Consider the following 24,854-nt stretch of genomic DNA (forward strand, 5'->3'; position numbering starts at 1 on the left):
CTCAAGAACGAATGCTGGCAGAACGGTATCCATTATTGACAGTCAACTCAACGATCCACGGTGATAAGCGCCGATTTGGAACCTCAGTTCGCGGCGTTAATTGGATCACCATTATCTCGCCATATTTATTGCAACGCCTTGGTGGAATAGAATGGGTGCGTAAAAAATTATCCCCCTACCCCGAAATCCAACTCATTGAAAGTCCCGATTCATTAGTGATCCAAATTGGCGAATATCCCATACTCTGTAATTCATTAGCCTCTGTACCCGAAAGCTATTATGCGGTGAATGATTTGCTTAGACCTATTCGGTTAGTACCAGATGACAGCTTACATACCCGCGGCTACGGTCATTTTGATATCCCTGCCACCAAAGCGTGGTATTCCCGTTTAGACAGAGCACCTTTAAAAATAACCCCGATTACTGCAGGAGAACCCGCATTAGTGGCAGGTTATTACCACAGTGAAAAAGGGGGCTTAAAAGAAGCTTATTTTGAACAAGGGGATATTGCGTTTGATGTGAATAATAACCCCGAAGGTACTACTCTTTGGCATTTAGTGCGTGAAGGGAAACGGGATGATTAGCTGAGGGGAAACATGACATTAGAAGAACAGAAACAATATATTGAAAAGCAACTATCTCATTTTTCATTACTCAATAATGATGGTATGGCGCTGACACGTTTGGGTATCACTATCATTATGATTTATCCGTTCGGTTATACTGCTGAGAAAAAACAGAATGCGTTAAATTGCTTTCGTCGATTTCGTGATGAATTTGGCTATGAATTACGATTTCAAACGCACGGTTTTTCAGGATTTAAGAAATATAATGATGCAAATGTTCTAAAATTTGAAACCAAATTTTTGGCTGGAACAGCAAAAGATGACTTGGAATGGGATGTGAGTGATGCCTTTGATTCAGATACAGCCCCTAACTATTTAATGTCTATGTTATTGTCTCGGGAAGGAAGTGGTCATTACGATAGGTCATATTTGAGCCTTACTCTACCGTGGGACTACCTATTTCAGGAAAGAGGTTTAACTAAATTTCAAGAGTGGTTTAATTTTCTGAAAGAACAGTTATCTCCTGATGCGGGTTATTCTGGATTTGGTTTAACATTACCACGAGATTATCATCAGTATCAAGCACAAGAAAGGTCTCTTGCTGAACGATATCCACTGCTGTCTGTCAATTCAACCATACATATGGATGCTGATGATTTTGGTACTTCTGTTCGCGGTGTTAATTGGATTACGATTATTTCTCCCTATCTGCTTCAATGTGTTGGTGGCATTGAATGGGTACGCAAAAAACTTAAATCCTACCCCGAAATCCAACTCATTGAAAGTCCCGATTCATTAGTGATACAAATTGGTGAATATCCCATACTCTGTAATTCATTAGCCTCTGTACCCAAGAGTTACTACGCGGTAAATGACTTACTTAGACCAATTCGACATGTCCCTGATGATAGCTTACATACCCGAGGTTACGGCCATTTTGATATTCCCGCGACCAAAGCGTGGTATTCCCGTTTAGATAGAGCACCTTTAAAAATCACCCCGATTACAGCAGGAGAACCTGCATTAGTAGCAGGTTACTACCACAGTGAAAAAGGCGGGTTAAAAGAGGCTTATTTTGAACAAGGGGATATTGCGTTTGATGTGAATAATAACCCCGAAGGTACTACCCTTTGGCATTTAGTGCGTGAAGGGAAACGGGATGATTAGCTGAGAGGGAAACATGGCATTCGAAGCACAAAAACAGCATATCGAACAACAACTGGCGAATTTTTCATTACTTAATAGTGAAGGGATGGCGGTGACGCGTTTGGGTATCACCATCATTATGATTTATCCGTTCGGCTATACCGCTGAAAAAAAACAAAATGCGTTAAATTGTTTTCGTCGCTTTCGTGAAGAATTTGGTTATGAGCTGCGTTTTCATACCCACGGTTTTTCAGGGCTAAAAAAATACAATGAGGCGAATATTGAGAAGTTTGAAACCAAATTTTTAGCAGGAACAGACAAAGATGATTTAGAGTGGCATGTGAGTGATGCATTTGATGCTGACACTGCTGCAACATATATCATGTCAATGTTATTAAGCCGAGAAGGTAGTGGGTCGTATGACCGCTCATATTTGAAACTAACCTTACCTTGGGATTATTTATTTCAAGAAAACGAGCAAACTAAACTCCAAGAGTGGTTTGATTTTCTCAAAGAGCAGCTATCTCCTGATGCTGGGTATTGTGATTTTGGGGTCATTGTGCCTCGTAATCAACATGAATACCAAGCTCAAGAGCGTATGCTGGCAGAACGCTATCCGTTATTAGCGGTGAACTCAAGTATTCATGTCTATGCGGCAGAGTTTGGCAAAGCAGCCCGAGGAGTCAATTGGATTACGATTATTTCTCCCTATCTGCTTCAATGTGTTGGTGGCATTGAATGGGTACGTAAAAAACTCTCACCCTACCCAGAAATTAAACTAACGGAGACTAAAGACTCACTCGTTATTCAAATTGGCGACTATCCTATTTTGTGTGACTCGTTGGCATCAGTGCCAGAAAGCTATTATGCGGTGAATGACTTACTCAGACCTATTCGGCTTGTACCTGACGATAGCCTACATACTCGAGGCTACGGCCATTTTGATATTCCCGCTACTAAAGCTTGGTATTCCCGTTTAGATAGAGCACCTTTAAAAATCACCCCGATTGCAGCAGGAGAACCTGCATTAGTAGCAGGTTACTACCACAGTGAAAAAGGCGGGTTAAAAGAGGCTTATTTTGAACAAGGGGATATTGCGTTTGATGTGAATAATAACCCCGAAGGTACTACTCTTTGGCATTTAGTGCGTGAAGGGAAACGGGATGATTAATCGTGAGAAAATATTATGCGCTGCACAATTGATAACCGTAAAGTGATCCAAAAAGGCGATACAACATCAACAGGGGGCATTGTGCTTGAAGGGAGTTCTTTTGCTAGCCAAGGTGCGGCTATTGCAACTGTTGGAATGAAAGTATTTTGTCCTGCTTGCAAAAAAACAGGAAATATCGCAGAGGGTTCCAATTTTTCTCAAATTGCAGGTAAAGCGATTGCACTGGAAGGACATCGTGTGTCTTGTGGGTGCCCTAAAAACTGTACTTTAGTTGCAAAATGAAATGCAGTAGATTACGCATAGCGGGTTCCTCTGTGAGAAGTTATTTCTTGGTCGAAAGATCTAATCACAGAACCCGCTTTTAGTTCCCTTCCTTTTTGTTTTTTTATCTCGAGTTCAGGTTAATTAGCGGGTTGGCTTAGTGCTAATTGGGGTATTCGGCCTATTTATTGCAGTTGGTAGTCCATGATAAATCAATAGCATCGTCATGCTGTTGGTCATGGGCTTGACTTCTGCGTCATTGGGTATTCGGTTATCACGCGAACGGCTAGCTGATGCATCTCTCATTGGGAAGTCTCCTCAGTTTCTTTTATCAAACGATTGGCTTCGGCAAGTTCATAACGCCTAGGAGTCAGTGCAGTCGCACTATGGTTTCGTGCAAGTAATGAATAAATAGTGGGTAGAACAAACAGCGTAAACAGTGTGCCAACCAGCATGCCGGTTACGATCACGAGTCCTAAACCAAAGCGACTATTGGCACCTGCACCAGTAGCAAACAGCAATGGTACTAAGCCGATAACCATCGCCGCTGTTGTCATTAAAATAGGGCGTAAACGAATTTGTGCTGCTTTTAAAATAGCGTGGCGTTTATCTAAGCCTTCGTTAGCCTGTAGTTCATTGGCAAATTCCACCATCAAGATACCGTGTTTACTGATCAAACCAATGAGAGTAACCAACCCAATTTGGGTATAGATATTCAATGTGGCATAGCCCAACGCGAGAGGGATAAGTGCTCCGCAAATCGACAACGGTACCGTGATCAAAATAATCAATGGGTCGACTAAACTTTCATATTGTGCTGCTAACACTAAGTAAATAATAATCAGCGCCGCCATAAAGGCGAAGGCGAGGGTGTTTCCTTCTTGTTTATATTGGCGTGAATCGGATTGCCAGTCATGGCTAAAGCCAGCAGGGAGTTCATTAGCGACTTCATCTAAATAGGCAACAGCTTGCCCTAAAGTGATGCCGGGTGCAGGAATAGCTTGGAAAATGGCCGCATTTTGTTGATTAAACTGAGTTAACTTATTGGGTTCAACTTGGGTATTAATATCCACAACGGTAGATAGTGGGATCATAGCGCCTGCTTCAGATTTCACATAATGGCGTGAAAGGGCATCTGGCGTCAGGCGTTGACTGCGAATGCTTTGCGGGATCACATCATAAGAGCGTCCATCCATTCCAAAGCGATTGATATAGTTTTCACCCACTAATAAAGTGAGCGATTCACCAATATCTTGCATACGTATCCCTAAACTGTTTGCTTTAGAGCGATTGATACGGATCTCAACAACGGGATTGTTATAGTCGAGGTCGCTATCTACAACCATAAATAATCCACTTTCACGTGCTTGTTGCTTAATTTCCTCCATCGTTTTATAAAGCACGGAATAATCTTGTGAGCTGCGTAATACCATTTGGATAGGTAAACCTCCCGTTGAACCTGGTAATGCAGGTAATTGAAAAACAAAAATACTGTTCCCTTCAACATCGCCAACACGGGCTTGCAAATCAGATTGGATAGCGGAAGCGGGACGGTCGCGCTGTTCCCATGATGATAAGTTGGTTCCCCCAAAACTGGCGGAAGGGCCATCCGTACCATTAATGATCCATGTGCTTTCGGTTTCTGGTAATTCCATGAAAACATCATGTAATTTACGGGAGAAGCGCTCGACGTATTCGAGGTTCGCATGTTGTGGTGACTTAATCGCGGTTAAAACGCTTGATTGGTCTTCCACGGGGGCGAGTTCTCTGGGAGCCGACTGGTAAAGCAACGGTAAGCTGACAAAAACAGCCACTGCCAGAACACCTGTTAACCAACGGTTTTTCAAAGAAAAATTCAAAACAATTGTATAATAATGGGCGAGGACAGAGAAAAACGTTTCTGCCATACGCGCCATACGGCCTTCATTTTGTTTGGAATTTAACATAAAGGAACTCATCACAGGGGAAAGCGTTAATGCCACAATACCTGAGACAATCACGGCTCCTGCCAGTGTGAGTGCGAACTCTTTAAAGAGCGCACCTGTTAAGCCTGACATTAAACCAATAGGTGCATACACCGCAGCTAATGTAATGGTCATGGCAATCACCGGCCCTGCGACCTCACGCGCCCCAATTAACGCGGCTAAAATAGGAGATTTCCCTTCTTCTATATGGCGGTGAACATTTTCCACCACCACAATCGCATCATCCACCACAAGCCCAATAGCTAATACCATCGCTAATAAGGTCAGTAAGTTGATGCTGAAGCCAAATGCCATCATGAGCGCAGCAGCTCCGAGCATGGATAATGGGATTGCCAAGATTGGGATAATCACACTGCGGATCGATCCTAAACACAGGTAAATCACGGCGATGACGATCAGTAAGGCTTCGACAAGGGTACTGATTACTTGATCGATAGATGCCTTAATAAAGCGGGACGTTTCAAATGCCATCTCCACTTTTACACCAGGCGGCAATGTTTTAGTGATATCTGGCATCAATTGATTCATTCCATCAACAATCACCAATGGGTTACCTGTTGGGGTGGCAAACAAGCCGAGGTAAATAGCCGGTTCACCATTCATCAAACCACTGGTTTCAGTGGAAGATGCACCCAACTCAATCGTTCCTACATCTTTTAGGCGGACTAATCCATTACCGTCATTGCGAATAACCAGATCGCGGAATTCATCCACGTTAGTCAGGTCAGTGTTCACATATACATTAGAAAGGACGTATTCCCCTTTGACCTTACCGGGAGCGGCTTGGTAATTGTTTTGGCGCACAGCTTGCGCAACATCAGCGGCCGTTAAGCCACGGCCAGCCAGTTTATCGGCGTCGAGCCATAAACGCATTGCCAATTGCTGTCCTCCAAATACTTGCACTTTAGCGACCCCTTCAATGGAGGAGTACATGGGCTCGACAACACGGGAAATATAATCAGTTAATGCAGGAATGGATAATTCGCTGCTGGAAAAGCCGATATAAGCGACGGCGGTTGATTCCCCTGAAGATAACTCAATCACGGGGTCATAGGCTTCTTTAGGTAATTTATATCGGACTTGATTCACCTTTGCCATCACTTGTGCAAGGGCTTGAGTTGAGTCTCGGTTTAGCTCCATACGCACGGTGACAAGGCTGCTACCTTGTACCGATGATGACGAAAGGTAATCCACCCCTTCTACCGATGAGACGGCTTGCGCAATAGGCTGCGTCACAAATCCTTGCATCAGTTTTGCGGATGCACCGGGGTATTGAGTGGTAATAGTAATGGTAGCGCTTTCTAACTGTGGGTATTGGCGGATCGGCAATTTGCTTAACGCAAATAAACCAATTAGTACAATTAGGGCGCTGACAACCAGAGCTAAAACAGGTCGGCGAACAAAAATATCAGTAAATTTCATGACGCCTTCCTTATGAACCTTGCGCAGTATTAGTTACGGGTTCAGATAATGTGTCGTGTGCAACAGGTGTCACTGCGGAGCCATTGTTCAAGCGTAATTGCCCAGAGGTCACCACATGATCGTTTGCGCTAAGGCCTTGCTCTATCTCTACTTTCCCATCCCAGCGTTGCCCCGTTTTAACGGATACACGCTTGACGGTCATGGCATTACCTTCACCTTGAGTGATGAAGACGGTGTCTCCATAAGCGGTATAAGTGACCGCAGTTTCGGGGATAGTTAGCACTTCGTTGCTGGCTTGGCGAACCACATTCACATTGGCGTACATACCGGCTTTCAATGTGCCATCGCTATTTTCCAACGTGGCTTGCAAGGCGACAGTACGTGACTTACCAATCAATGGGTCAATAGCGGTGATACGTGCTGGGAAAGTTTTATTTGGGTAGGCATCAACAGTGACATCAACAATTTGCCCTTGATGGAGTTCAGGTGAAGCTTGTTCATCTAAGGAAAAGTTGAGCTTCAGTGTTTGGGTATCAACAAGACTGGCGATAGCTTCACCGGGGTTTAAATATTGTCCTTCATGGACTTGGCGGATGCCAATAATGCCATCAAAAGGGGCACGAATCGTTTTTTGAGCAATCAGCGCTTGGGTTTGACTGATCAACCCTTGGGCGATATCGCGCTCAGCGCGGGTGCTGTCTAATTGCGCTTCGGGCACTAAATGGCGTACTGATAACGAACGCGTTCTTTCATATAAGCGAGATGCGTTACGCAATTGGGCTTGATAGCGTGATAAATCAGCTTGTTCAACGGCATCATTGAGTTGGACTAATAGTTGGCCTTTTTTAACCTGCTGCCCTGATTCAAATGCAATTTTCGTGATCCGACCGTTGGTTTCTGCGGCAACCAAGACCTGTTTGCCCGCCTCTAATTCACCAACGCCATAAAAGGTACGAGGTGCGATGTCTACACTTACTGGCGCTAAAGCCACTTTAACCGGAGGATAATGATAAGCCGCTTGTTCATCATCCTCTTGAGCGTAAGTCGAATAGATGGCACTGCCACTCCCTGCTGCGATTAAAATAGTACACAATGTGATTATTGTTTTTTTACTCATCGAATTTTCCTTCTATTTCTGCGCTTTTAGCGCGAAATAACACCCTCTAAAATGACCTGCAATGGCAACAGCGATAAGCCCACCAATCACGGCAATATGTTCAATTGCCCAGAACATAGCGATTTGAGCTTGCTCACCCGTGTAATTCCAAAATGTGTGAACGACAACGATAGTGAGGAACAAAAATACGGCTAGAGCCCCTGTACCAAGCCACAGGAGGCGGTTAAAAAGCACCAGTACAGAACCCCCTAACATGACAACCGCAGATGCAATATTAAAAAACCAATCTGGATGTAGCCCTGCTGCGCGCATTTCTGCCAGACTGTTTTCATAATCAAAAACTTTGGCTAAACCCGATGAAATAAATAAAACCAAGATAAGTAAACGAGCAATAATCCATAAGCTATTGCTTTCTAATAACTTAGCGATCACCAATGGCATAAGCCTATCTCCTTTTTTCTCAAAAAACGCAATTGACAAACTCGCAGGGTGGCACTATAAAACCTTAAGTTAAGTTGAGGTCAAGTGAAGGGGGGGGTAAAATGGTAGGAAAAGACACGAAAACGATAAAACCACAAAAAGAGAGTGGTAAAAAGGTCGATTTTACAAGGGCTTTAACGGTTGGTGAAGTCGCAAAAAGGGCTGGCGTTGCGGTATCGACAGTACATTTTTATGAATCAAAGGGATTAATTCAAAGTACCCGCACACAGGGCAACCAACGGCGTTTTCCTGCCGTAGTATTGCGTTATATTGCAATTATTAAAGTGGCACAAAGCACGGGGATACCATTACAGGAAATCCAAGAGGCATTGGGGCGTTTTCCTGCCAATAGTGCGTTAACTTCAGAACAATGGAAGGAAATGTCCACACAATGGCGAGTTTCGTTGGATAAGCGCATCCGCCAGCTAACACGTTTACGCAATGAATTGGATAACTGTATTGGGTGCGGTTGTTTATCACTGAGTGATTGCCCACTTCGTAATCCTGATGACGTATTAGGAAAAAGAGGACCGGGGGCACGGATTTTGGAGCGTCCGTAAAGTTCTTTTCACATAATCGACTGAGTAGCTGCAGATTGTCACTTATTAAGGGGGACGTGATTTTGAAGATATTACCTAAGCTGTTGCGTTCCTACGTTCTGATCTGGCGAGTTTTGTTATTGGTACGGCTCACCCTGTTGATTGCGGTTACTTCATTAAGGGGCTAAACAGGTTAAATTCGCCATTCTTTGTTGTGCATAATTTGTTTTGCATAATAAGACACCATTCAAAAAATTTTGCAGAGGATAACACTATGCGCCGTATTGCTATTATACGTGGTCACGATACAGTAACCCCTTGTTTTTCAGGATAGTAGCTTTACCGTCTATTTGGATGATAAGTTATATTCTAGTACTGGTTTAAATGCAGATGTTGGTGAGTATACATGTTTACAAACATGTAAAGATGGCTATTTACCGCTAAATGGGTAAAGGACTCTGACGTAAAAAATCTTTTCACTGGTTTTCAAGTTTATTTGAAAACATCAATTCTGTTCTAATTATTTAATTTTATTTATTACCAACACCATGTTGATTGAAAATGATATGGTATTTTTCCTATTAATTAGATAATTATTTTATATTTATATGATTTAGTATCTATGATTTTATATAGCGTACATTTACGTGTTTTTTATGTATATTAACTTAATAAAAAACACTTTTTATGTATATTTACGGGTTAAATTTCTTACTTAATGGAATTATATAATTTTATTTCTATATAAATAATAGTTTCTTATCCTTTTGTTTATCAAGGTTATTTTTATTTATTTTACGAGTAAGGATTAAATAATAAATAAAGTATTTTATTTGATTATAAATTCTGTATTATGATTAATATTATCTTGAAGATAATATTTTAAATGGTTTTTATCACTAAGTAATATCTAGTATTAGTTTTCAAATTATCAATAGGGAAATATTTACTAACATTTGTTGATGTTTAAATAGTCCCATTTTGGGATATTATTTAATAATTAAATGTATGTGAATTATATTCTCTAATTAGAGGGATATATCATGAAAAAACTATTATTAACTGCGATTCTTGTAACAAGCTGTTTTTCCCTAAACTCATTAGCTGCAACAGATACAGTTGGTGGTGGGCAGGTCAATTTCTTCGGAAAGGTCACTGATATTTCCTGTACTATCTCAGTTGATGGGCAAGGCAGTAATGCAAGTGTATATTTAGCCCCTGTTTCAATTAAAGAAGTGACAGCAGCTGCGGCTCATACTTATTTAAAACCAAAGTCGTTTGTTATTGATGTGACAAACTGTAAACAAACCGCCACGTTAACCCGTGAAGACATTGAAGTTGATTTAACAATGAGCCGGATTGGCGTGTATTGGGACGGTGGTAATATATTACAAAACCCACCAGCTGGCGCTGAAGGGTATTTAGCGAATACAGAATCAACGGGTGCTCAAAATATTCAACTTGTTTTAGCTACAAAAGATGCGGCTTCTTTAACAGGCACTAAAATCATTCCAGGTGACCCAAATCAACCAAAAGTCACTAGCGATTTAACATCTATTAAAGATGGTGCAAGATTTACATATTTTATTGGATATGCAACTCCAACACCAGCAGATGTTTCTACAGGTTTAGTTAATAGCTATGCAACCTATGAGATAACGTATCAATAATGTTTACATTTTTGTTGTTTCTGGCGGTAGTTTTTACTACCGCCTTTAAAAGAGGTAAAAATGAAACTTCTGAGTGTGTTGAATATATTACTACTTTTTGTTTGCCATTTTTCTTTCGCTAATAATATTATTGTTAATGGGACTCGATTTGTTTACTCTGAAAACGACAAAGAGATTACCATTCAGTTAAATAATACAGCGACTAGGCCTGCTGTTGCCCAAATTTGGCTTGATGAAGGTAATCCTAAAACTCTCCCTGAGGAAATCAAAACTCCTTTTCAGATAATGCCCCCGATATCAAAATTGTCCGCGAATGGTGGGCAAACAATTCGTATAAAATTGGTCGATAAATCACAATTACCTACAGATAAAGAGGCCTTATATTGGCTAAATTTACTGGATATTCCTCCTATTACAAAATCAGAAAAAAGTGCAGAGGAGAATATGCTGCAACTAGCTATACGCTCGCGTTTTAAATTTATATATCGTCCTAATAAAATTGGAAGCCGTGAATTAGCGCCAGACCAATTGCAGGTTTTTTCAGGTAAAGAAAGCATTCAAATAAAGAATCCTACTCCTTTTTTTATCACTATTACGGCGATAAATGCGGGTAACAAAACAATCAATACGGAAGCATTTATGTTAGCACCAGGAGAATTGAAAACAATTAAAGTTAATAGTGCAGTGAATTCGGGAGATAATTTAATAGTCAATAATATCAACGATTATGGTGCAGAGGTTCCCGCTAAAATAAAAGTGAGATAATCGGATACAAGTATGAGAATCATATTAAAAAAAAATAAAATCATGTTTTTCACATTATTATTTACACCAATTGGGATAATAACTACGAGTGAAGTACAGGCGGAAGAACAAAAAACAGATGAAGTTTACGAGTTCAATAGTGGCTTTATCGTTGGAAGCAGAGAAAATATCGATTTAACGCATTTTAATGAAAGTGAATTAAGAGCTGGCCTCTATTCTATTGATATTTATGTTAATAATAACTGGAAAGGACGTCATGAAATACAGCTAAGTAAAAATGGGGGGCAGGGGTTGGCCGCCTGCTATTCTAATTCTCTGTTAATGAGTTTATCGATTAATACAACAATATTAAATAAAGCATTAAGTAGTAATAATCAGCCATGTCATTTTCTAAAAGAATGGAGTAACGATAGCAATATTAAGGAGGTATTTGATCCTACGCGTTTGCGATTAGACCTGATGTTACCACAAGCCTATGTAATGCAATCACAAGCAGGCTATGTTCCGCCCGAATTTTGGGACAAAGGGATCTTTGCATTAAATACAGCCTATCAGGCAAATTATTACAGTAATAATCTGTCGGATTCATCTGTTGACCGTTATTCTATGATGTACCTTGGCATTAATTCAGGTTTTTCATATAACGGTTGGCAATTAAAGCATATTGGGAATGCTGCATGGCAAGAAGGGGAAAGTTTAAAATGGGATAGCAACCAAACTTACCTTAAAGCTCCGATTGTTCCGTTAAAATCGTCCATGACACTTGGGCAATTTTATACAGAAGGAAATTTATTCGATAGTGTGAGCTTACGCGGGGTAAAACTTGCTACAGATGACAGTATGTATCTAGACGGGGTTACAAACTATGTCCCTGAAATTCGCGGGATTGCTCAAAGCAATGCATTAGTTACGGTTCGCCAAAATAATGTCGTGATTTATCAAACATCGGTTCCTCCGGGGCCTTTTGATTTACAAGATGTGAATCCATCAGGTTATGGTAATGATCTTGAAGTCACCGTCAAAGAGGCAGATGGAAGCGAAAGTTCTTTTATCGTTCCTTATTCTTCATTACCTCAATTATTAAGACCTAAATTTACTCGTTATCAAATCGCCGCAGGTAAACTTGATCAGAACTCTTACCACCACCGACCTCATATTATTCAAGGTACATTACAGCACGGTTACAATAATTATTTTACATTTTATACAGGTGTTAATGCCTATGATGACTATCAAGCTTACATGCTGGGTACCGCGGTTAATACACAAATCGGGGCATTAGCTTATGACATCACAAGTGCAAAAACTAAAATGTTAAATAAGAATAAAAGTGGTTTTAAACATCAGTTGACTTTAAACAAATTATTTTCCGACACGAAAACCAATTTTATTATTAATGGCAAGATTAGCTCTAGTGAGTCCTACTATAACTTAAATGAGTCACTTTATGTCATTGATAACGAGAAGCGTCAAACCGATAACCGCTTGAGGCATGAAAAGAAAAGTATAAATTATACGATCAATCAAGAGTTACCGAGTAATTATGGTGGGTTCTATTTCACCGGTCGAATGGTTTATTACTGGGATCATAGATCTGCAGAGAAGCAATATCAATTTAACTATTACAATCGCTTTGATAAATTATCTTACTCCGTCTCTTTTATGCGTGTTTATTCTGATAACTATTATGATAATAAAGATGACAGGATAAGTATTAATCTGAGTTACCCATTATATTTTGGTAATAATCAACATGTCTCATTAACATCAAATACGATATTTAATAACTCTACGTTTGATGCTACTCAGCTTGGTATCAATGGGTCTTTGGATGAAGAAAATAATTGGGTCTATGGTATCAACTCTTCTTTCTCTAATAACAGTAATAACAATATTGCCTTAAATACAGCTTACCGTACCCCGTACTCTGCTTTAAATGCGAGCTACAGTCATGGAAAGAAATATCGACAATATTCATTAGGCGCGAATGGTTCAGTCGTAGTTCATGCGGATGGTGTGACGTTATCTCCTAATACATCACAAACAATGGCTTTAATTGAAGCAAAAGATGCCGAAGGTGCGTCAATTGTTGGTTCACCGGGAACGAAGATTGATGGTCATGGCTATGCATTGGCATCCTATATGCGTCCGTATCGAGTTAACACCATTGAGTTAGATCCTAAAGGAAGTTCCGAAGACGTAATTTTCACTAATACGCTGAAAAATATTGTCCCTTATGAAGGCAGCATCGTCAAAGTTAGTTTTGATACCAAAGTTGAAAAAACCAATATATTTGAGGTGAAACGTGCGAACAATCAGCCGCTTCCATTTGGTGCAGAAATTAAGGGGAGTTCGGATACCTCTATAGGAAGCGTTGGGCAGGGGAGTAGTGTATTTGTGAATGGGGACTATCACGGAAAAGCAACAGTTGTTTGGCGTGAGGGAGAATGCTCATTTTTGATCAATCAACAAAGTGAATTGAATAGGAATTTAATATGCGAATAATTTATTTATATTATTTTTCTGCCCTATTTGGCATAAGTACTGCAGCAATGGCGGAGTGTAAGCGCTTACCTATACCTCCTGTTGATATAAATATGGAGCTAGGTCGTGTCATTGTGAGCCCCGATTTACCAGTGGGAACGATTATTCGAGAACGTACCTGGAGCATGGATATGGCAACAAAAGCCTGGGGCGAGTGTCAGGGGGGAACCATATTAGACGCGAAGATAGTTGCGAATAAGCCGATATCCGGGGATAACATTATTGAAACGAACGTTCCTGGTATCGGCTTGCGATTTATCCGTAATGCCGATGGCGGGAAAATAAAAATTACCTACCCTGGAACATTTGAAGTACCAGGAAGCGGGTTAAAGCATGTTTTATTAGCGGGGTCTACATTTACGATCCAAGTTATCAAGATTGCTGATAAAACAGGGTCAGGCTCTCTACATGAAGGTGAGTATACACGTTATGGCTATTTACCTGACTCAGTGACACCGGCTTTAATTACGCGTTTGACAGCCGATGCGATAACCATTGTTTCTCCCTCATGTAAAATTACATCTGGTGTAAATCAAAATGTAATTATGCAGTCTGTAAAGAAAAGTGATTTCTCAGGTTTAGGCTCAACGGCTGGAAAAACCCCATTTTCTATTAACATGTTATGTAGTGGGGGGGTTAATATCGCAAATACATCTAATATTTATATGTCTTTTAATGGTGAACTGGCTCAGGATACGAATAATACACAAGGTGTTTTAGAAAATAGTTCGACAGAACTCCAAGCTGCGAATGGGGTGGGCGTACAAGTTCTGACCTTAGAGGATAAACCGTTAGAGTGGGATAAAAAATATTTAGTGGGTAGTGTTGGTATAATCCAGGAAAAAACAATAAATCTTAACTATATAGCGAAATATTATCAGTATAAAAAAGAGATCACACCAGGCAATGTCCAAGCAAAGATGATTTTTAATATCTCGTACGATTAGTAAATATATCTATTTCAATTAAATAAAAATAACTCTCTAGTATTTCTTATTAGAGGGTTATTTTTTTATAAGTGCTTTCTAATATTCTCAGTGTACTAGTTTGAATGCAATAGTTAATCAACCCTATATATCTTATTGATATGGATAGGGTTAAATGTGTGCTCTAAAAATAACCACTTAGTAATTTTCTTATTTGTTATAAATAAATGGTAAGCTAATTTTACCAAATGTAATTATTTATTAAAAAGTGTGTTGACATGAGAATTTAACTTAGTATCATTTTAATCGAGTTAACTAAGGAGGAATGTAATCTATATTAAACGTATTATTACTTAGTTTTAAATATATTTACTGATGTTAACTCATTTAATTTCCTAGCATGTTATTTGAACTCATTGAATTTTATTTTATATATTTGATTGTATTTATCCTTGTAATGAAAACATTTATCAGATTAATTTAATGAATAGAGTGAGTTACAATGAATAAAATTATATTTTTGTTTACTTTTTTCTTTTCTATTTTTGCACATGGTATAGAAAATAATGGAGGAATGGTTTACTTTGGTGGGCATGTCTTTGAAGAACCTTGCGGCTATAATACAACGGATAGCCAGATTACATTAATCTGTAGTGAGAGAAAAAATGATAAACACCATAGCTACCAACTATCATCATTAGATGAAAATATAATAAAAATTGATTCTGTGAAAGTTTCAGATATTTATTTATCTAAAATATCAATAAATTCAGCAATTACAACTATTTCATATAGGTAGTTAAGCCACACCGAAAATAGATATTCCTTTTTTTATTTTACCTCTATTAAAATAACCCCCTCATCTTTGAAATTTGAATGAGGGGGAACTTTTTAAGTTGGATAACGAGGTCAGATATATCAATTTAATATTATTTGTTTTTTTACTCCCCGTTCCATGAATCCACTAGGCAGCATAGCGAGTATTTGAAGTTCCAAGGTAACAGCGACTTAATACCGAGTTCCGTTTTCGCGAATTCTTTCATGCTCTTGATCAGATAATCGTAGAGGATAAGACCGTTGGTCTTTGTGGCATCGACGATACTGTAAAGTATCGCATTCGATCCGATTATTGCTGATAGATAAGTGTCCCTCATCGAGATAACGAATGATCTTAGGCCATTGTCCGAGCGTATATTTGATAGCTTTGCCTCGAAGCTTCTTAGTCTCCCTGAACTATGTGAAGAGAAAATTTCACTTATGAACAATCTACTTTTTGGGGGGGGATTTCTATGGGGTTTATATAATACTGTAACATAATGATTGATAGGCTATTTCTTAATTTTATTTTTTTTTGCTTCGGATAATTAATAGGTACTTTACATTGATTCAATTTATCTATTTACTTTATGGCTGATAATTAATGATTAGCTAAACTTGGAGCAATCAATGTCAGTAGTGACACTTGTACTCGTTTTTTTATTAGCGGTTGTTGTGAGCGTTTTTGTTTCACGACTGCTAAAGGATATCATCCCATTACCTCTTATCCAGATAGCGTTAGGGGCTGGGTTGTCTCTATATGGTTTTACTGTAGAGTTTGAACCCCATTTATTTCTATTTTTATTTATTCCTCCGTTGTTATTTCTTGATGGATGGAGGATACCAAAAGAAGCCTTATTTCAAGAAATTAAGCCTATCATGTCGTTGGCAATTGGCTTAGTTGTCGTCACCGTAATTGGTATGGGGTTCTTTATTCACTGGTTGATTCCAGCGATTTCCTTAGCGGTTGCTTTTGCATTAGCGGCTATTTTATCACCGACAGACCCCGTTTCAGTATCAGCAATGACCGTAAACTCTCCATTACCATCCCGTATGGCACACATTCTTGAAGGGGAGTCTCTACTTAATGATGCAACAGGTTTAGTCTGTTTTAGCTTCGCGGTAGTGGCCGCTTTAACGGGCACTTTTTCACTTGCGTCAGCTGCTGGCCAGTTCGTATTGGTAGCATTTGGCGGGATTTTTATTGGTTTGCTGGTGGCATGGGCAATCGGCTGGTTAAACCAATTTTTAGTGAAGCGAACAGGGGAAGAGCCTGCGATCCAAATTATGATCAGCTTATTAATGCCATTCACGGCTTATTTATTGGCTGAGCATTTACATGTATCGGGGATTTTAGCTGCGGTTGTCGCTGGTATTGCGATGCACTACGAGAAAATTGCGGGGAGAATGCAAGCTGCAACACGCATGCAAAGTAAAGCCGTCTGGGACACGGTTCAAACCGCTTTGAACGGGATGATTTTTATCCTATTGGGTGAGCAATTACCGGGTATGTGGACCAATATGCCTGAAGTTGCAGAGGCCGCAGGCGCAAGCCATCCTTGGATGCTATTTGTGTATGTGGCAGTGATTACGGTCGCGCTGGCTATTTTGCGCTTTAGTTGGGTATGGATATCGATGACGCTGACGGTATTCCATAATCGACGCCGTGGTAAAGATGGGGACGTGGTTCATATTCGTATGATGGCTGTTATGGCAACAGCGGGTGTACGAGGAGCTATTACGTTAGCGGGTATTTTGACATTACCATTATTAATGCCAGACGGTTCGTTATTTCCAAATCGAGACTTAGCCATATTCTTGGCAATGGGTGTGATTTTATGTTCGCTATTAATTGCGAGTATCGCTTTGCCAATCCTGACCAAAGGTTTGGTGCAAGATTTACCGTATGATAATGACGAAATTCGTGCTCGTTTGGCATTAAACGAAGCCGCAATGGCACATCTACGTGAACTAATGAACTATCCCTCAGAAGACATGGATGAAATTGCCATGCGAACGGAAGTGGGGGCTCAATTGTTAGAAATTTATGGCAGACGACTCGATAACTCTGATGAAACAGAGTCGGATGTTTATGATTTACATAAAATGATTGAGATGGAACGAGACATGTCTAAGTCAGCGCTGAAAGCCAAACGCGACGCGCTTTACTTGATGCGTAAAAACAAGAATATTAACGAACGAGTTTATCACCGCTTGCGAGATGAGCTTGATTTAAAAGAAGAAACGCTCAATCATCATAAAAAAGCGAAGCACTAAATTGTTATAGCCCAAGTAATCAATACTTGGGCTAGTTTTTGATCTAAAGGAATAGGGCGATGAAACAATATCAACTGACAGAACGAGAGTTAAATTTATTATGGGATGAAGCCATATTTATTTCCCATGTTAATGAGAATAAAGGCTTTCGCCAAGATGAGCATGGGCAATGGATTCGTCGTAGTGAGTTTGGCAATCAAAATAGTGAATATGGTTGGTCGCTATTGAGAATTAAAAACACAAATGAGAAGTTTGATATTAGTGATTATATTCCGTGCCACTGGCGTATTGTAGAGAAACAAGAATTGAGTTTTGAGAGGAAAAATATCAAGCTAAAAATGCTCCCTCTTGACGATATTGCGCCGGAAAAACGTGATAACCTTTGGCTATCTGCTCAGATTGACTCTGCAGAGAATGAAGAAAAAGGGTATCGGGTTGATATCTTCGGTCATTGGATTGGCCGGCAGCAGTATGGAGAGGAAGGTAGTCCGTTTTCGTGGTGTGTGGTCTTAGTCGATACGTCGGAAAGTATTAATGGTTCACAACAGCTGGAAATGCTACCAATCAATTTACCTTACATGCAAGAACTACTGGGTTTAGGGCAAAATAGCGAAGAGGAGTGGACTGCTTGGGATGCACTTGATATTGCTGTGGATGCAGCGGATGTTGCGGTAGATGCATTGATTAGCGCGGTGAAACTGCCATTCTCATTTTTAGAGTAATCATATTGTTGACATATATGTTGATATTGATAAATTGGCTCAGTTATCTATCTAGTGAAGAAAAAATATGTCACAGGTTGTAGTAGGCTTAAACATTATTATTACCATCACATCGTGGTGGGGATAAGCTACATCCGTAACCCACCAATCAAGGCGGGTTTTTTTGTTCTTGGCTGGCTCACAAATCAGGAACTTATTATGTGCTCAGTACAAGCGCCTCAACAGCCAGACAATCAACCTCAGCTACATTTTCTTTGTGGCAAAATAGCGTCGGGCAAATCGACTTTAGCGAAAACATTATCACAGCAGCCTCGTACAGTTTTACTGTGTGAAGATGAATGGCTTTCCGTACTCTACCCTGACAAAATCAAAGAATTATCTGATTATATTGAAAAAAGTGCTTTAGTGAAAAAAGTGCTCGAAAAGCACATCCAGCAACTGGTTAAAGCAGGAAATACCGTCGTGATGGATTTCCCTGCAAATACGCCTACTCAGCGCCAATGGTTAAAGTCTTTAGCGCAATCATCCGATGCATCTTATGTTTTTCATGTATTAAAGGTGGATAATCAAGAATGTAAAGCAAGGCTGGCGGCACGTAATTTAACAGGGGAAAACCCATTTCAAACTACAGAAGCACAGTTTGACTTAATTACGGCGCACTTTTCCTACCCAGATAGCAGTGAACAACTAACGTGTAAATTCTATTGATAAAGGGATAGTACTAGAGTGGTCGATAGCTAGAAATATTGACCACTCGCATTTTAGGTCATTTAGGACGGTACATTTTTAAATTTTGTTGTTGCTCTATCCAGTAGTAATCAGCAGGGCCTCCTGCTCGTAATAATGGTTTTTGTCCTGCACAATCGTATAGCCCATCTATTAATGTCGATTCATCGATATGCACCATAACGACCTCCCCCATCACCATCCAAGTATCCAGCAATTGCCCATCAGCCCGTTTAAGTTGCTGATATTGAGTGACAACACATTCCATAGAAACAGGAGTCTGCGCGATACGCGGTGGGGAAACTAATGTGGAAGGTAACGTGGACAATTGTGTCAATTCAAACTCGCTTTCACCGCGTTCAAGGGTCGCACTACTCATATTGACTTGCTCGCCAAGTTGGAGCGTTGCGAGGTTATAAACAAACTCTCCCGTTTCGATGGCATTGGTGACGGAATCTTTTTTTCCGATGCTAGAAAACGCTAAAATCGGTGGCGAGTAGTTGAATATATTGAAAAAGCTATAAGGAGCAAGGTTCGTCCTGCCTTGACTATCGCAAGTGGAGATCCAACCAATTGGTCTAGGCCTAATTAAGGATGGGATAGGGTCATGAGGAAGGCCGTGGCCTTTAGTTGGTTGATAGCTATAGAATTTGGTTGTCATTACAAGCTCCTTTTTACTCTATCCTAACGAATAACTGCAAAAGACGTTAGGTAAAAAAATGAAAAAGGCGGCTAATGTAAAAACTTTGCAACTACTGGATAATACTCAATGAGTTATTGAGTACATCCGTACTTATCGACTACCCAGCAACTCGCTGAATAAAACTTGACGGGCTTTGCCCTAACCATTTCTTAAACATAGTAGAAAACGCTCCAACGCTGCTATAACCCAAATCAAACGCCACTTCGGTAATGGATTTACCCGCAGAAATATGTGTAATGGCACTTAATAAGCAAGCTTGTTGTCGCCAATCAGAAAAAGAGAGCCCCGTTTGTGCGCCAAAAAAGCGGCTAAACGAGCGTTCGCTTTTGTGTAATTTAGCGGCCCACTCTTGGGGGAGCGAAGTGATTTGTGGTGCTTTTAAGAACTCACGGCATAGATTAGCTAAATGTTCATCTCTGGGGATTGGAGCGTAGAAAGGTAGCGGTTCTGCTCGGGTGATTTCATGTAAAATCAACTGCATCATAACGCCATCTCGGCCATTCAAGTCATATTCTATTGGTGTATCAACCGCTTCGAGTAGTAATTGGCGTAGCAAAGGAGAAACTCTTAGCACTTCACACTTATTCCCTTTTCGTGGCGCAGCACTTGGCTCGATATACAAACTCCGTGTACTGACATTCAACATCCGTGTTTCATGGGGGGTATTGCAAGGGATCCAAACCCCGCTATCAGGGGGGATCACCCATTCACCATCTGCGGTGCTGACTTCAATTAACCCTGTTGCACCATATAAAAATTGGGCGCGACGATGTACATGGGAGTCCAGTAGCACGTTAGGTAAGTAATCTGTACCGATAGCTAAAACATCGCGAGGCGTTGCATCGACAGTTTTTAGAGGGATATTTCGCATGGGTCTTTTTCTTGGCTGATATTCAAACATCATTACGTATTTTTCGAATATAGGCAATTTTTATTGATATAACCACATGTTTTACGTGGTTGGCTGAAATTCTAATGTCTTTGGCTATTTTTCGAAAGTTGGCAATGAGGGAAATGTTTACTCTATCGCGGAAACCTAATGTATGCCTGAGGTAGAGCTATCATGACAAATTATAACGATCAGCGTGAATGTGAAACTCACCTGATTGAACCACTAACCCGTCGTCGGTTTATTCAAGGCAGCTCTGCGCTCATGGCTGTCCCATTTATTGCTGCTAATACGGTCGCATCAACACCAGAAGACGCCAACATTATTCCTACGACTACATTGCAAAATGACGGTGAGCGAGTGGTATCGACTTGCAGTAGTTTTGACTGTGGTGGGAAATGTGATATTCGTGCCCATGTGAAAGAGGGCGTTGTGACCCGTATTAGCACCCGACCTGATGCGGATCTTGATGAAGAAATGCCCATTATGCGGGCTTGTGTGCGTGGCCGTAGCTATCGCAAATTTGTCTATCACCCTAACCGTTTGAAATACCCAATGAAAAGGGTAGGCAAACGTGGTGAGGGGCGGTTCGAACGCATTAGCTGGGAAGAGGCAACCACACTGATTGCCGACAACATGCAGCGCATTAACGAACAATATGGCCCAGCCTCACGTTTTGTGAGCCTCAGTACTGGGGTAACGGGAGGCATTTTCTCAGGCGCGAATATGTTGCGTCGCCTATTTAATATCACCGGTGGCTTTCTGGAAAATTACCACTCAGTGAGTAACGGTAATACGATGGCGGTCACCCCTTATACCTATGGAACGTCAGCCAGTGGCAGCACGTTAGACACACTTGAAGATACGCCACTGGTGATTTTATGGGGACATAACCCGAATGAAACCATTTTTGGCCATACCAACCATTACTTCCAAAAAATGAAGAAAAATGGCACCAAATTCATTGTTGTCGATCCCCGTTATTCAGATACCGCATCGTCGTTAGCGGATCAGTGGATACCTATTTTACCGACCACAGATAACGCGATGATGGATGCCATGATGTATGTGATCATCAGTGAAGGCCTACATGATCAAACATTTATCGATAAATACACGTTGGGGTTTGATGAGCACCAAATGCCTGAAGGCGTTCCTGAAAATGAGTCATTGATGGCTTATTTAATGGGAAAAAAAGATGGGGTAGTGAAAACGCCTGAGTGGGCAGAGCCTATAACCAAAGTGCCAGCACAAACTATTCGTCAGTTAGCACGTGAATATGCCAACACCAAACCTGCGGCGTTAATGCAAGGCTGGGGGCCTCAACGACATATCTGTGGTGAACGCTCAGCGAGGGGCGCCACATTGTTAGCCACTATCACTGGAAATGTCGGAGTGAAAGGGGGATGGGCTGCGGGCTATGGTGTGGCGGTAACCCCTGATTTACGTAAAACCATAGCGGGTCCAAGCCTATTTGAAAACCCTGTTAAAGCAAAAATTAATATTACCAATTGGGTACAAGCCTGTGAAAACAAAGACCTTGTAACCCCAGAAAATGGTTTGAAAAATGCGGAAAAACTCGATACGGAAATCAAAATGATTTTCTCGTTGGCGGGTAACTATATGACCAACCAGAACCCCGATATTTTGCACGCAGCTAAAGTTCTGGAAGATGAAAGTAAAGTTGAGTTTATCGTTTATAGCGACTTATACATGACACCCAGTGCCAAGTACGCCGATATTTTACTGCCGGAAACCAGTTTCTTAGAGCGTTGGAATGTGGGGGGCACATGGGGAACGGGCAATTACATTATTTTATCTGAAAAAGTGATTGAACCTGAGTTTGAGCGCCGTAGTGATTATGAATGGTTACGAGAGGTTGCAGATAAACTGGGAGTCGGTGAGAAATTCAGTGAAGGCCGCACAGAGAAAGAGTGGATCGAGCATTTAGTTAACGATGCCCATCAGAAACGCCCTGAAGATGGTATTCCTACCTTTGATGAGTTATTGGTTAAACGCCGCCATCTATTAAAACATAAGCCTCATGTTGGTCACGTTGCCTTTAAGAAAAATATTGACGACATTGAGAATAACCCATTTGAAACACCATCAGGAAAAATTGAAATTTTTTCTAAGCGTCTTTATGAGCGTAATGATGTGGATATACCCGCGTTATCCCACTATGTGCCCGCCATTGAAGGGCCTGAGGATGAGCTAGTTTCACGCTATCCATTGCAATTAATTACTTGGAAAGGCCGTAATCGTGCTAATTCAACGCAATTTGCTAACCCGTGGTTACAAGAAGTACAGCGGCAAGAACTGTGGATCAACCCTATCGATGCAAAGCGACGCAATATCGCTGATGGGGAGCGAGTCAAAGTGAATAATGACCGAGGTATCACGATGGTGCCAGTCAAAATAACCCAACGTATTATGCCCGGCGTTGTTGCTTTACAGGCGGGGGCGTGGTGGCAACCGGATGAAAATGGGGTTGACCAAGGTGGTTGTGCCAACGTTTTAACATCAGCCCGTAGCACGGCGATGGCTCACGGAAATGCCCATCAAACCTTATTGGTGGAGGTAAGCAAAGCATGAGTAAATTTCACGTTTATCCTGCTGTAAGTGACAAACAGCTTGGTTTCTATATTGACTCTGCACGTTGCTCAGGCTGTAAAGCTTGCCAAGTGGCGTGTAAAGATAAAAACAACCTCGACGTGGGTCGCAAGTATCGTCGTGTATACGAAGTGGCCGGCGGTGAGTTTATCGAAAACGGCACAGGGGGACTGGTAAATAACGTCTTTGCCTATACGTTATCTATTTCATGCAACCACTGTGCCGACCCCTTGTGTGTGAAAAATTGCCCAACAACAGCCATGCATAAGCGTGATGGGGATGGCATTGTGATGGTCAATACAGATAAGTGTGTGGGATGCGGAACCTGTGCGTGGTCTTGTCCATATGGTGCGCCGCAAATGAACCCTGAAACTCAGCAAATGTCGAAATGTGATTTTTGTATCGACCTGCAACTAAAAGGAGAGCAACCCGTTTGCGTTGCCACTTGTCCGTTAGGTGCGATCCAGTTTGGGCCGATTGATGAGTTACGAAAACGTTATGGCGATCAGGCGGATGTCCGCGGATTACCAGACTCATCAATCACTCATCCAAATTTAGTGATCCACCCGCATCTTGGGGCTGGTCGTACTCAAGACTCACAAGGAGAAGCCAAATGAATGAATGGCCGCTATTGTTATTCACATTTTTAATGCAAACATCCATTGGGTTGAGTGTGATGTTAGCGCTTTTCGCAAAAAAACTATCCGCGAATTTAACGGGTAAAATTCGTACCCAGTTTTTGTTGTGGTATGTGTTTGTTTCTTGTGTATTTGCAGGTATTGGCTTGTTGTCTTCAATTACCCACTTAGGGGTTCCTTTGAATGCACCTAACTCACTGTTGAATATTTTTTCATCGTGGTTAAGTCGTGAAGTGGTGTTTACCGCCACCTATTTTGCTTTCCTTGGGCTGACCTTTCTATGGCTCTGGTTCAAAAAGGAATTGTCATACTTACTACTTGGCTTAGCGATTATTGCGGGGCTATGCGATGTGTATGCTATGGCTTCAATTTATCGTTATACATCAATGTTAACGTGGATGAATGATAATACTTATTTGATGTTTTACGGCACCATGTTTACAGCAGGAGCCGCAGGGTATTATTTATTAACCAATTTATTATTACGGTTTAACGTCGGCTCTGTAGAGGCTCAAATCTCAACGCGTGGATTATGGATCTTATGGGCGGTTATTGGGATGAGCTTAGTGGTGCGTTTGGTTTATCAACCTACTTATGAAAGCTACTTGGTTCATACTAGTTATAATAATGAATCCATTACATTTCCTATCAACTCTATTCAAGCCTACCAAGCAATTTGGTCACTACGTATCAGCAGTTGGATCGTGGGGATATTTGCGGTGATTGTGTTGGGATATGGGCTATTTCGTCATATTAGACAAACGGAGAATGGGGTTATTACCTCACACAGTAAAGGGTATCTAGTCGTTGGTTGTACGGCGGCGATTGTTGCTGAGTTTATGTTGCGCTACTGCTTTTACACTATTCATCTGTAAATA

The 24,854-nt window shown here is 40.9% G+C and carries 22 protein-coding genes and 1 pseudogene; 16 read left to right on the forward strand and 7 right to left on the reverse strand.

Features of this window, described 5'->3' with window-relative positions:
* The 4 genes from ACLPIE_RS16735 to ACLPIE_RS16750 form a co-directional block, all read left to right on the forward strand.
* The coding region (locus ACLPIE_RS16735; RefSeq protein WP_430262853.1) for a type VI immunity family protein at positions 1-584 on the forward strand (584 nt) is incomplete at its 5' end.
* A gap of 12 nt (positions 585-596) precedes the next feature.
* A complete protein-coding gene (locus tag ACLPIE_RS16740) occupies positions 597-1,733 on the forward strand; it encodes a type VI immunity family protein (RefSeq protein ID WP_430262854.1) in 1,137 nt (378 codons plus the stop codon).
* Between the two features lie 13 nt (positions 1,734-1,746).
* Positions 1,747-2,883, forward strand: a complete 1,137-nt coding sequence (locus tag ACLPIE_RS16745) for a type VI immunity family protein (RefSeq protein WP_430262855.1) — start codon at positions 1,747-1,749, stop codon at positions 2,881-2,883.
* A 15-nt stretch (positions 2,884-2,898) separates the two neighbouring features.
* Positions 2,899-3,165 carry a PAAR domain-containing protein gene (locus ACLPIE_RS16750; protein ID WP_430262856.1) on the forward strand — a complete coding sequence of 89 codons (267 nt, stop codon included), beginning with the start codon at positions 2,899-2,901 and terminating at the stop codon, positions 3,163-3,165.
* Positions 3,166-3,288: 123 nt separating this feature from the next.
* Here ACLPIE_RS16750 and ACLPIE_RS16755 read toward each other — a convergent pair whose 3' ends face one another.
* Genes ACLPIE_RS16755 through ACLPIE_RS16770 form a run of 4 tightly spaced genes read right to left on the reverse strand, consistent with a single transcriptional unit; the run spans position 3,289 to position 8,109 of the window.
* Positions 3,289-3,450, reverse strand: coding sequence for a hypothetical protein (locus ACLPIE_RS16755; protein ID WP_430262857.1), 162 nt, complete (start codon positions 3,448-3,450; stop codon positions 3,289-3,291).
* Complete coding sequence (locus ACLPIE_RS16760; protein WP_430262858.1) at positions 3,447-6,551, reverse strand: MexW/MexI family multidrug efflux RND transporter permease subunit; 3,105 nt, start codon at positions 6,549-6,551, stop codon at positions 3,447-3,449. The genes ACLPIE_RS16755 and ACLPIE_RS16760 overlap by 4 nt, the downstream gene beginning before the upstream one ends.
* Positions 6,552-6,561: 10 nt before the next feature.
* A complete protein-coding gene (locus ACLPIE_RS16765; RefSeq protein WP_430262859.1) occupies positions 6,562-7,668 on the reverse strand; it encodes an efflux RND transporter periplasmic adaptor subunit in 1,107 nt (368 codons plus the stop codon).
* 12 nt (positions 7,669-7,680) lie between these two features.
* Positions 7,681-8,109, reverse strand: coding sequence for a DoxX family protein (locus ACLPIE_RS16770; protein WP_430262860.1), 429 nt, complete (start codon positions 8,107-8,109; stop codon positions 7,681-7,683).
* 101 nt (positions 8,110-8,210) lie between these two features.
* On the opposite strand from ACLPIE_RS16770, the gene soxR reads away from it, so the two are divergent.
* The 6 genes from soxR to ACLPIE_RS16800 all read left to right on the forward strand — a co-directional run bounded on the left by soxR (position 8,211) and on the right by ACLPIE_RS16800 (position 15,391).
* Positions 8,211-8,708 carry a redox-sensitive transcriptional activator SoxR gene (soxR, locus tag ACLPIE_RS16775; RefSeq protein WP_430262861.1) on the forward strand — a complete coding sequence of 166 codons (498 nt, stop codon included), beginning with the start codon at positions 8,211-8,213 and terminating at the stop codon, positions 8,706-8,708.
* A gap of 1,022 nt (positions 8,709-9,730) precedes the next feature.
* Complete coding sequence (locus ACLPIE_RS16780) at positions 9,731-10,357, forward strand: fimbrial protein (protein ID WP_430262862.1); 627 nt, start codon at positions 9,731-9,733, stop codon at positions 10,355-10,357.
* Between the two features lie 60 nt (positions 10,358-10,417).
* Positions 10,418-11,122, forward strand: a complete 705-nt coding sequence (locus ACLPIE_RS16785) for a fimbrial biogenesis chaperone (protein WP_430262863.1) — start codon at positions 10,418-10,420, stop codon at positions 11,120-11,122.
* A gap of 12 nt (positions 11,123-11,134) precedes the next feature.
* Positions 11,135-13,627, forward strand: coding sequence for a fimbria/pilus outer membrane usher protein (locus tag ACLPIE_RS16790; RefSeq protein ID WP_430262864.1), 2,493 nt, complete (start codon positions 11,135-11,137; stop codon positions 13,625-13,627).
* Positions 13,618-14,613, forward strand: a complete 996-nt coding sequence (locus tag ACLPIE_RS16795; RefSeq protein ID WP_430262865.1) for a fimbrial protein — start codon at positions 13,618-13,620, stop codon at positions 14,611-14,613. The genes ACLPIE_RS16790 and ACLPIE_RS16795 overlap by 10 nt, the downstream gene beginning before the upstream one ends.
* Positions 14,614-15,094: 481 nt before the next feature.
* Complete coding sequence (locus tag ACLPIE_RS16800; protein ID WP_430262866.1) at positions 15,095-15,391, forward strand: hypothetical protein; 297 nt, start codon at positions 15,095-15,097, stop codon at positions 15,389-15,391.
* A gap of 142 nt (positions 15,392-15,533) precedes the next feature.
* Here the strand turns inward: ACLPIE_RS16800 and ACLPIE_RS16805 are convergent.
* Positions 15,534-15,801, reverse strand: a pseudogene (locus ACLPIE_RS16805) (IS66 family transposase); the annotation flags it as partial.
* Between the two features lie 237 nt (positions 15,802-16,038).
* Between ACLPIE_RS16805 and ACLPIE_RS16810 the strand changes: the two are divergent.
* The 3 genes from ACLPIE_RS16810 to ACLPIE_RS16820 all read left to right on the forward strand — a co-directional run bounded on the left by ACLPIE_RS16810 (position 16,039) and on the right by ACLPIE_RS16820 (position 19,115).
* On the forward strand, positions 16,039-17,685 hold the full coding sequence (locus ACLPIE_RS16810) for a Na+/H+ antiporter (protein WP_430262867.1): 1,647 nt from the start codon (positions 16,039-16,041) through the stop codon (positions 17,683-17,685).
* Positions 17,686-17,744: 59 nt separating this feature from the next.
* Positions 17,745-18,407 (forward strand): hypothetical protein, encoded by a 663-nt coding sequence (locus tag ACLPIE_RS16815; RefSeq protein WP_430262868.1) that lies wholly within the window; start codon positions 17,745-17,747, stop codon positions 18,405-18,407.
* A gap of 198 nt (positions 18,408-18,605) precedes the next feature.
* Positions 18,606-19,115, forward strand: a complete 510-nt coding sequence (locus ACLPIE_RS16820; protein ID WP_430262869.1) for an AAA family ATPase — start codon at positions 18,606-18,608, stop codon at positions 19,113-19,115.
* 58 nt (positions 19,116-19,173) lie between these two features.
* On the opposite strand, the gene ACLPIE_RS16825 is transcribed toward ACLPIE_RS16820, so the two are convergent.
* Together ACLPIE_RS16825 and ACLPIE_RS16830 are read right to left on the reverse strand one after the other, a co-directional pair.
* On the reverse strand, positions 19,174-19,794 hold the full coding sequence (locus ACLPIE_RS16825; protein WP_430262870.1) for a flavin reductase family protein: 621 nt from the start codon (positions 19,792-19,794) through the stop codon (positions 19,174-19,176).
* A gap of 139 nt (positions 19,795-19,933) precedes the next feature.
* Positions 19,934-20,707, reverse strand: coding sequence for an AraC family transcriptional regulator (locus ACLPIE_RS16830; RefSeq protein ID WP_430262871.1), 774 nt, complete (start codon positions 20,705-20,707; stop codon positions 19,934-19,936).
* Between the two features lie 192 nt (positions 20,708-20,899).
* Between ACLPIE_RS16830 and ACLPIE_RS16835 the strand changes: the two genes are divergently transcribed.
* From ACLPIE_RS16835 to ACLPIE_RS16845, 3 genes are read left to right on the forward strand one after another with little or no spacing between them, the layout of a single operon-like run.
* Positions 20,900-23,320, forward strand: coding sequence for a DMSO/selenate family reductase complex A subunit (locus ACLPIE_RS16835; protein WP_430262872.1), 2,421 nt, complete (start codon positions 20,900-20,902; stop codon positions 23,318-23,320).
* Positions 23,317-23,955 carry a DMSO/selenate family reductase complex B subunit gene (locus tag ACLPIE_RS16840; RefSeq protein WP_430262873.1) on the forward strand — a complete coding sequence of 213 codons (639 nt, stop codon included), beginning with the start codon at positions 23,317-23,319 and terminating at the stop codon, positions 23,953-23,955. Before ACLPIE_RS16835 ends, ACLPIE_RS16840 begins: the two co-directional genes overlap by 4 nt.
* Entirely contained in the window at positions 23,952-24,851 is a 900-nt protein-coding gene (locus tag ACLPIE_RS16845) for a dimethyl sulfoxide reductase anchor subunit family protein (RefSeq protein WP_430262874.1), read from the forward strand. The genes ACLPIE_RS16840 and ACLPIE_RS16845 overlap by 4 nt, the downstream gene beginning before the upstream one ends.
* The last annotated feature ends 3 nt before the right edge of the window (positions 24,852-24,854 follow it).

The organism is Providencia sp. Me31A, assembly GCF_050487165.1.
Classification (GTDB): domain Bacteria; phylum Pseudomonadota; class Gammaproteobacteria; order Enterobacterales; family Enterobacteriaceae; genus Providencia.

Coding starts and splice junctions, on each gene's coding strand:
- ACLPIE_RS16740 (WP_430262854.1), top strand. CDS start 597: ATGACATTAGAAGAACAGAAACAATATATTGAAAAGCAACTATCTCAT.
- ACLPIE_RS16745 (WP_430262855.1), top strand. CDS start 1,747: ATGGCATTCGAAGCACAAAAACAGCATATCGAACAACAACTGGCGAAT.
- ACLPIE_RS16750 (WP_430262856.1), top strand. CDS start 2,899: ATGCGCTGCACAATTGATAACCGTAAAGTGATCCAAAAAGGCGATACA.
- ACLPIE_RS16755 (WP_430262857.1), bottom strand. CDS start 3,450: ATGAGAGATGCATCAGCTAGCCGTTCGCGTGATAACCGAATACCCAAT.
- ACLPIE_RS16760 (WP_430262858.1), bottom strand. CDS start 6,551: ATGAAATTTACTGATATTTTTGTTCGCCGACCTGTTTTAGCTCTGGTT.
- ACLPIE_RS16765 (WP_430262859.1), bottom strand. CDS start 7,668: ATGAGTAAAAAAACAATAATCACATTGTGTACTATTTTAATCGCAGCA.
- ACLPIE_RS16770 (WP_430262860.1), bottom strand. CDS start 8,109: ATGCCATTGGTGATCGCTAAGTTATTAGAAAGCAATAGCTTATGGATT.
- soxR (WP_430262861.1), top strand. CDS start 8,211: ATGGTAGGAAAAGACACGAAAACGATAAAACCACAAAAAGAGAGTGGT.
- ACLPIE_RS16780 (WP_430262862.1), top strand. CDS start 9,731: ATGAAAAAACTATTATTAACTGCGATTCTTGTAACAAGCTGTTTTTCC.
- ACLPIE_RS16785 (WP_430262863.1), top strand. CDS start 10,418: ATGAAACTTCTGAGTGTGTTGAATATATTACTACTTTTTGTTTGCCAT.
- ACLPIE_RS16790 (WP_430262864.1), top strand. CDS start 11,135: ATGAGAATCATATTAAAAAAAAATAAAATCATGTTTTTCACATTATTA.
- ACLPIE_RS16795 (WP_430262865.1), top strand. CDS start 13,618: ATGCGAATAATTTATTTATATTATTTTTCTGCCCTATTTGGCATAAGT.
- ACLPIE_RS16800 (WP_430262866.1), top strand. CDS start 15,095: ATGAATAAAATTATATTTTTGTTTACTTTTTTCTTTTCTATTTTTGCA.
- ACLPIE_RS16810 (WP_430262867.1), top strand. CDS start 16,039: ATGTCAGTAGTGACACTTGTACTCGTTTTTTTATTAGCGGTTGTTGTG.
- ACLPIE_RS16815 (WP_430262868.1), top strand. CDS start 17,745: ATGAAACAATATCAACTGACAGAACGAGAGTTAAATTTATTATGGGAT.
- ACLPIE_RS16820 (WP_430262869.1), top strand. CDS start 18,606: ATGTGCTCAGTACAAGCGCCTCAACAGCCAGACAATCAACCTCAGCTA.
- ACLPIE_RS16825 (WP_430262870.1), bottom strand. CDS start 19,794: ATGACAACCAAATTCTATAGCTATCAACCAACTAAAGGCCACGGCCTT.
- ACLPIE_RS16830 (WP_430262871.1), bottom strand. CDS start 20,707: ATGCGAAATATCCCTCTAAAAACTGTCGATGCAACGCCTCGCGATGTT.
- ACLPIE_RS16835 (WP_430262872.1), top strand. CDS start 20,900: ATGACAAATTATAACGATCAGCGTGAATGTGAAACTCACCTGATTGAA.
- ACLPIE_RS16840 (WP_430262873.1), top strand. CDS start 23,317: ATGAGTAAATTTCACGTTTATCCTGCTGTAAGTGACAAACAGCTTGGT.
- ACLPIE_RS16845 (WP_430262874.1), top strand. CDS start 23,952: ATGAATGAATGGCCGCTATTGTTATTCACATTTTTAATGCAAACATCC.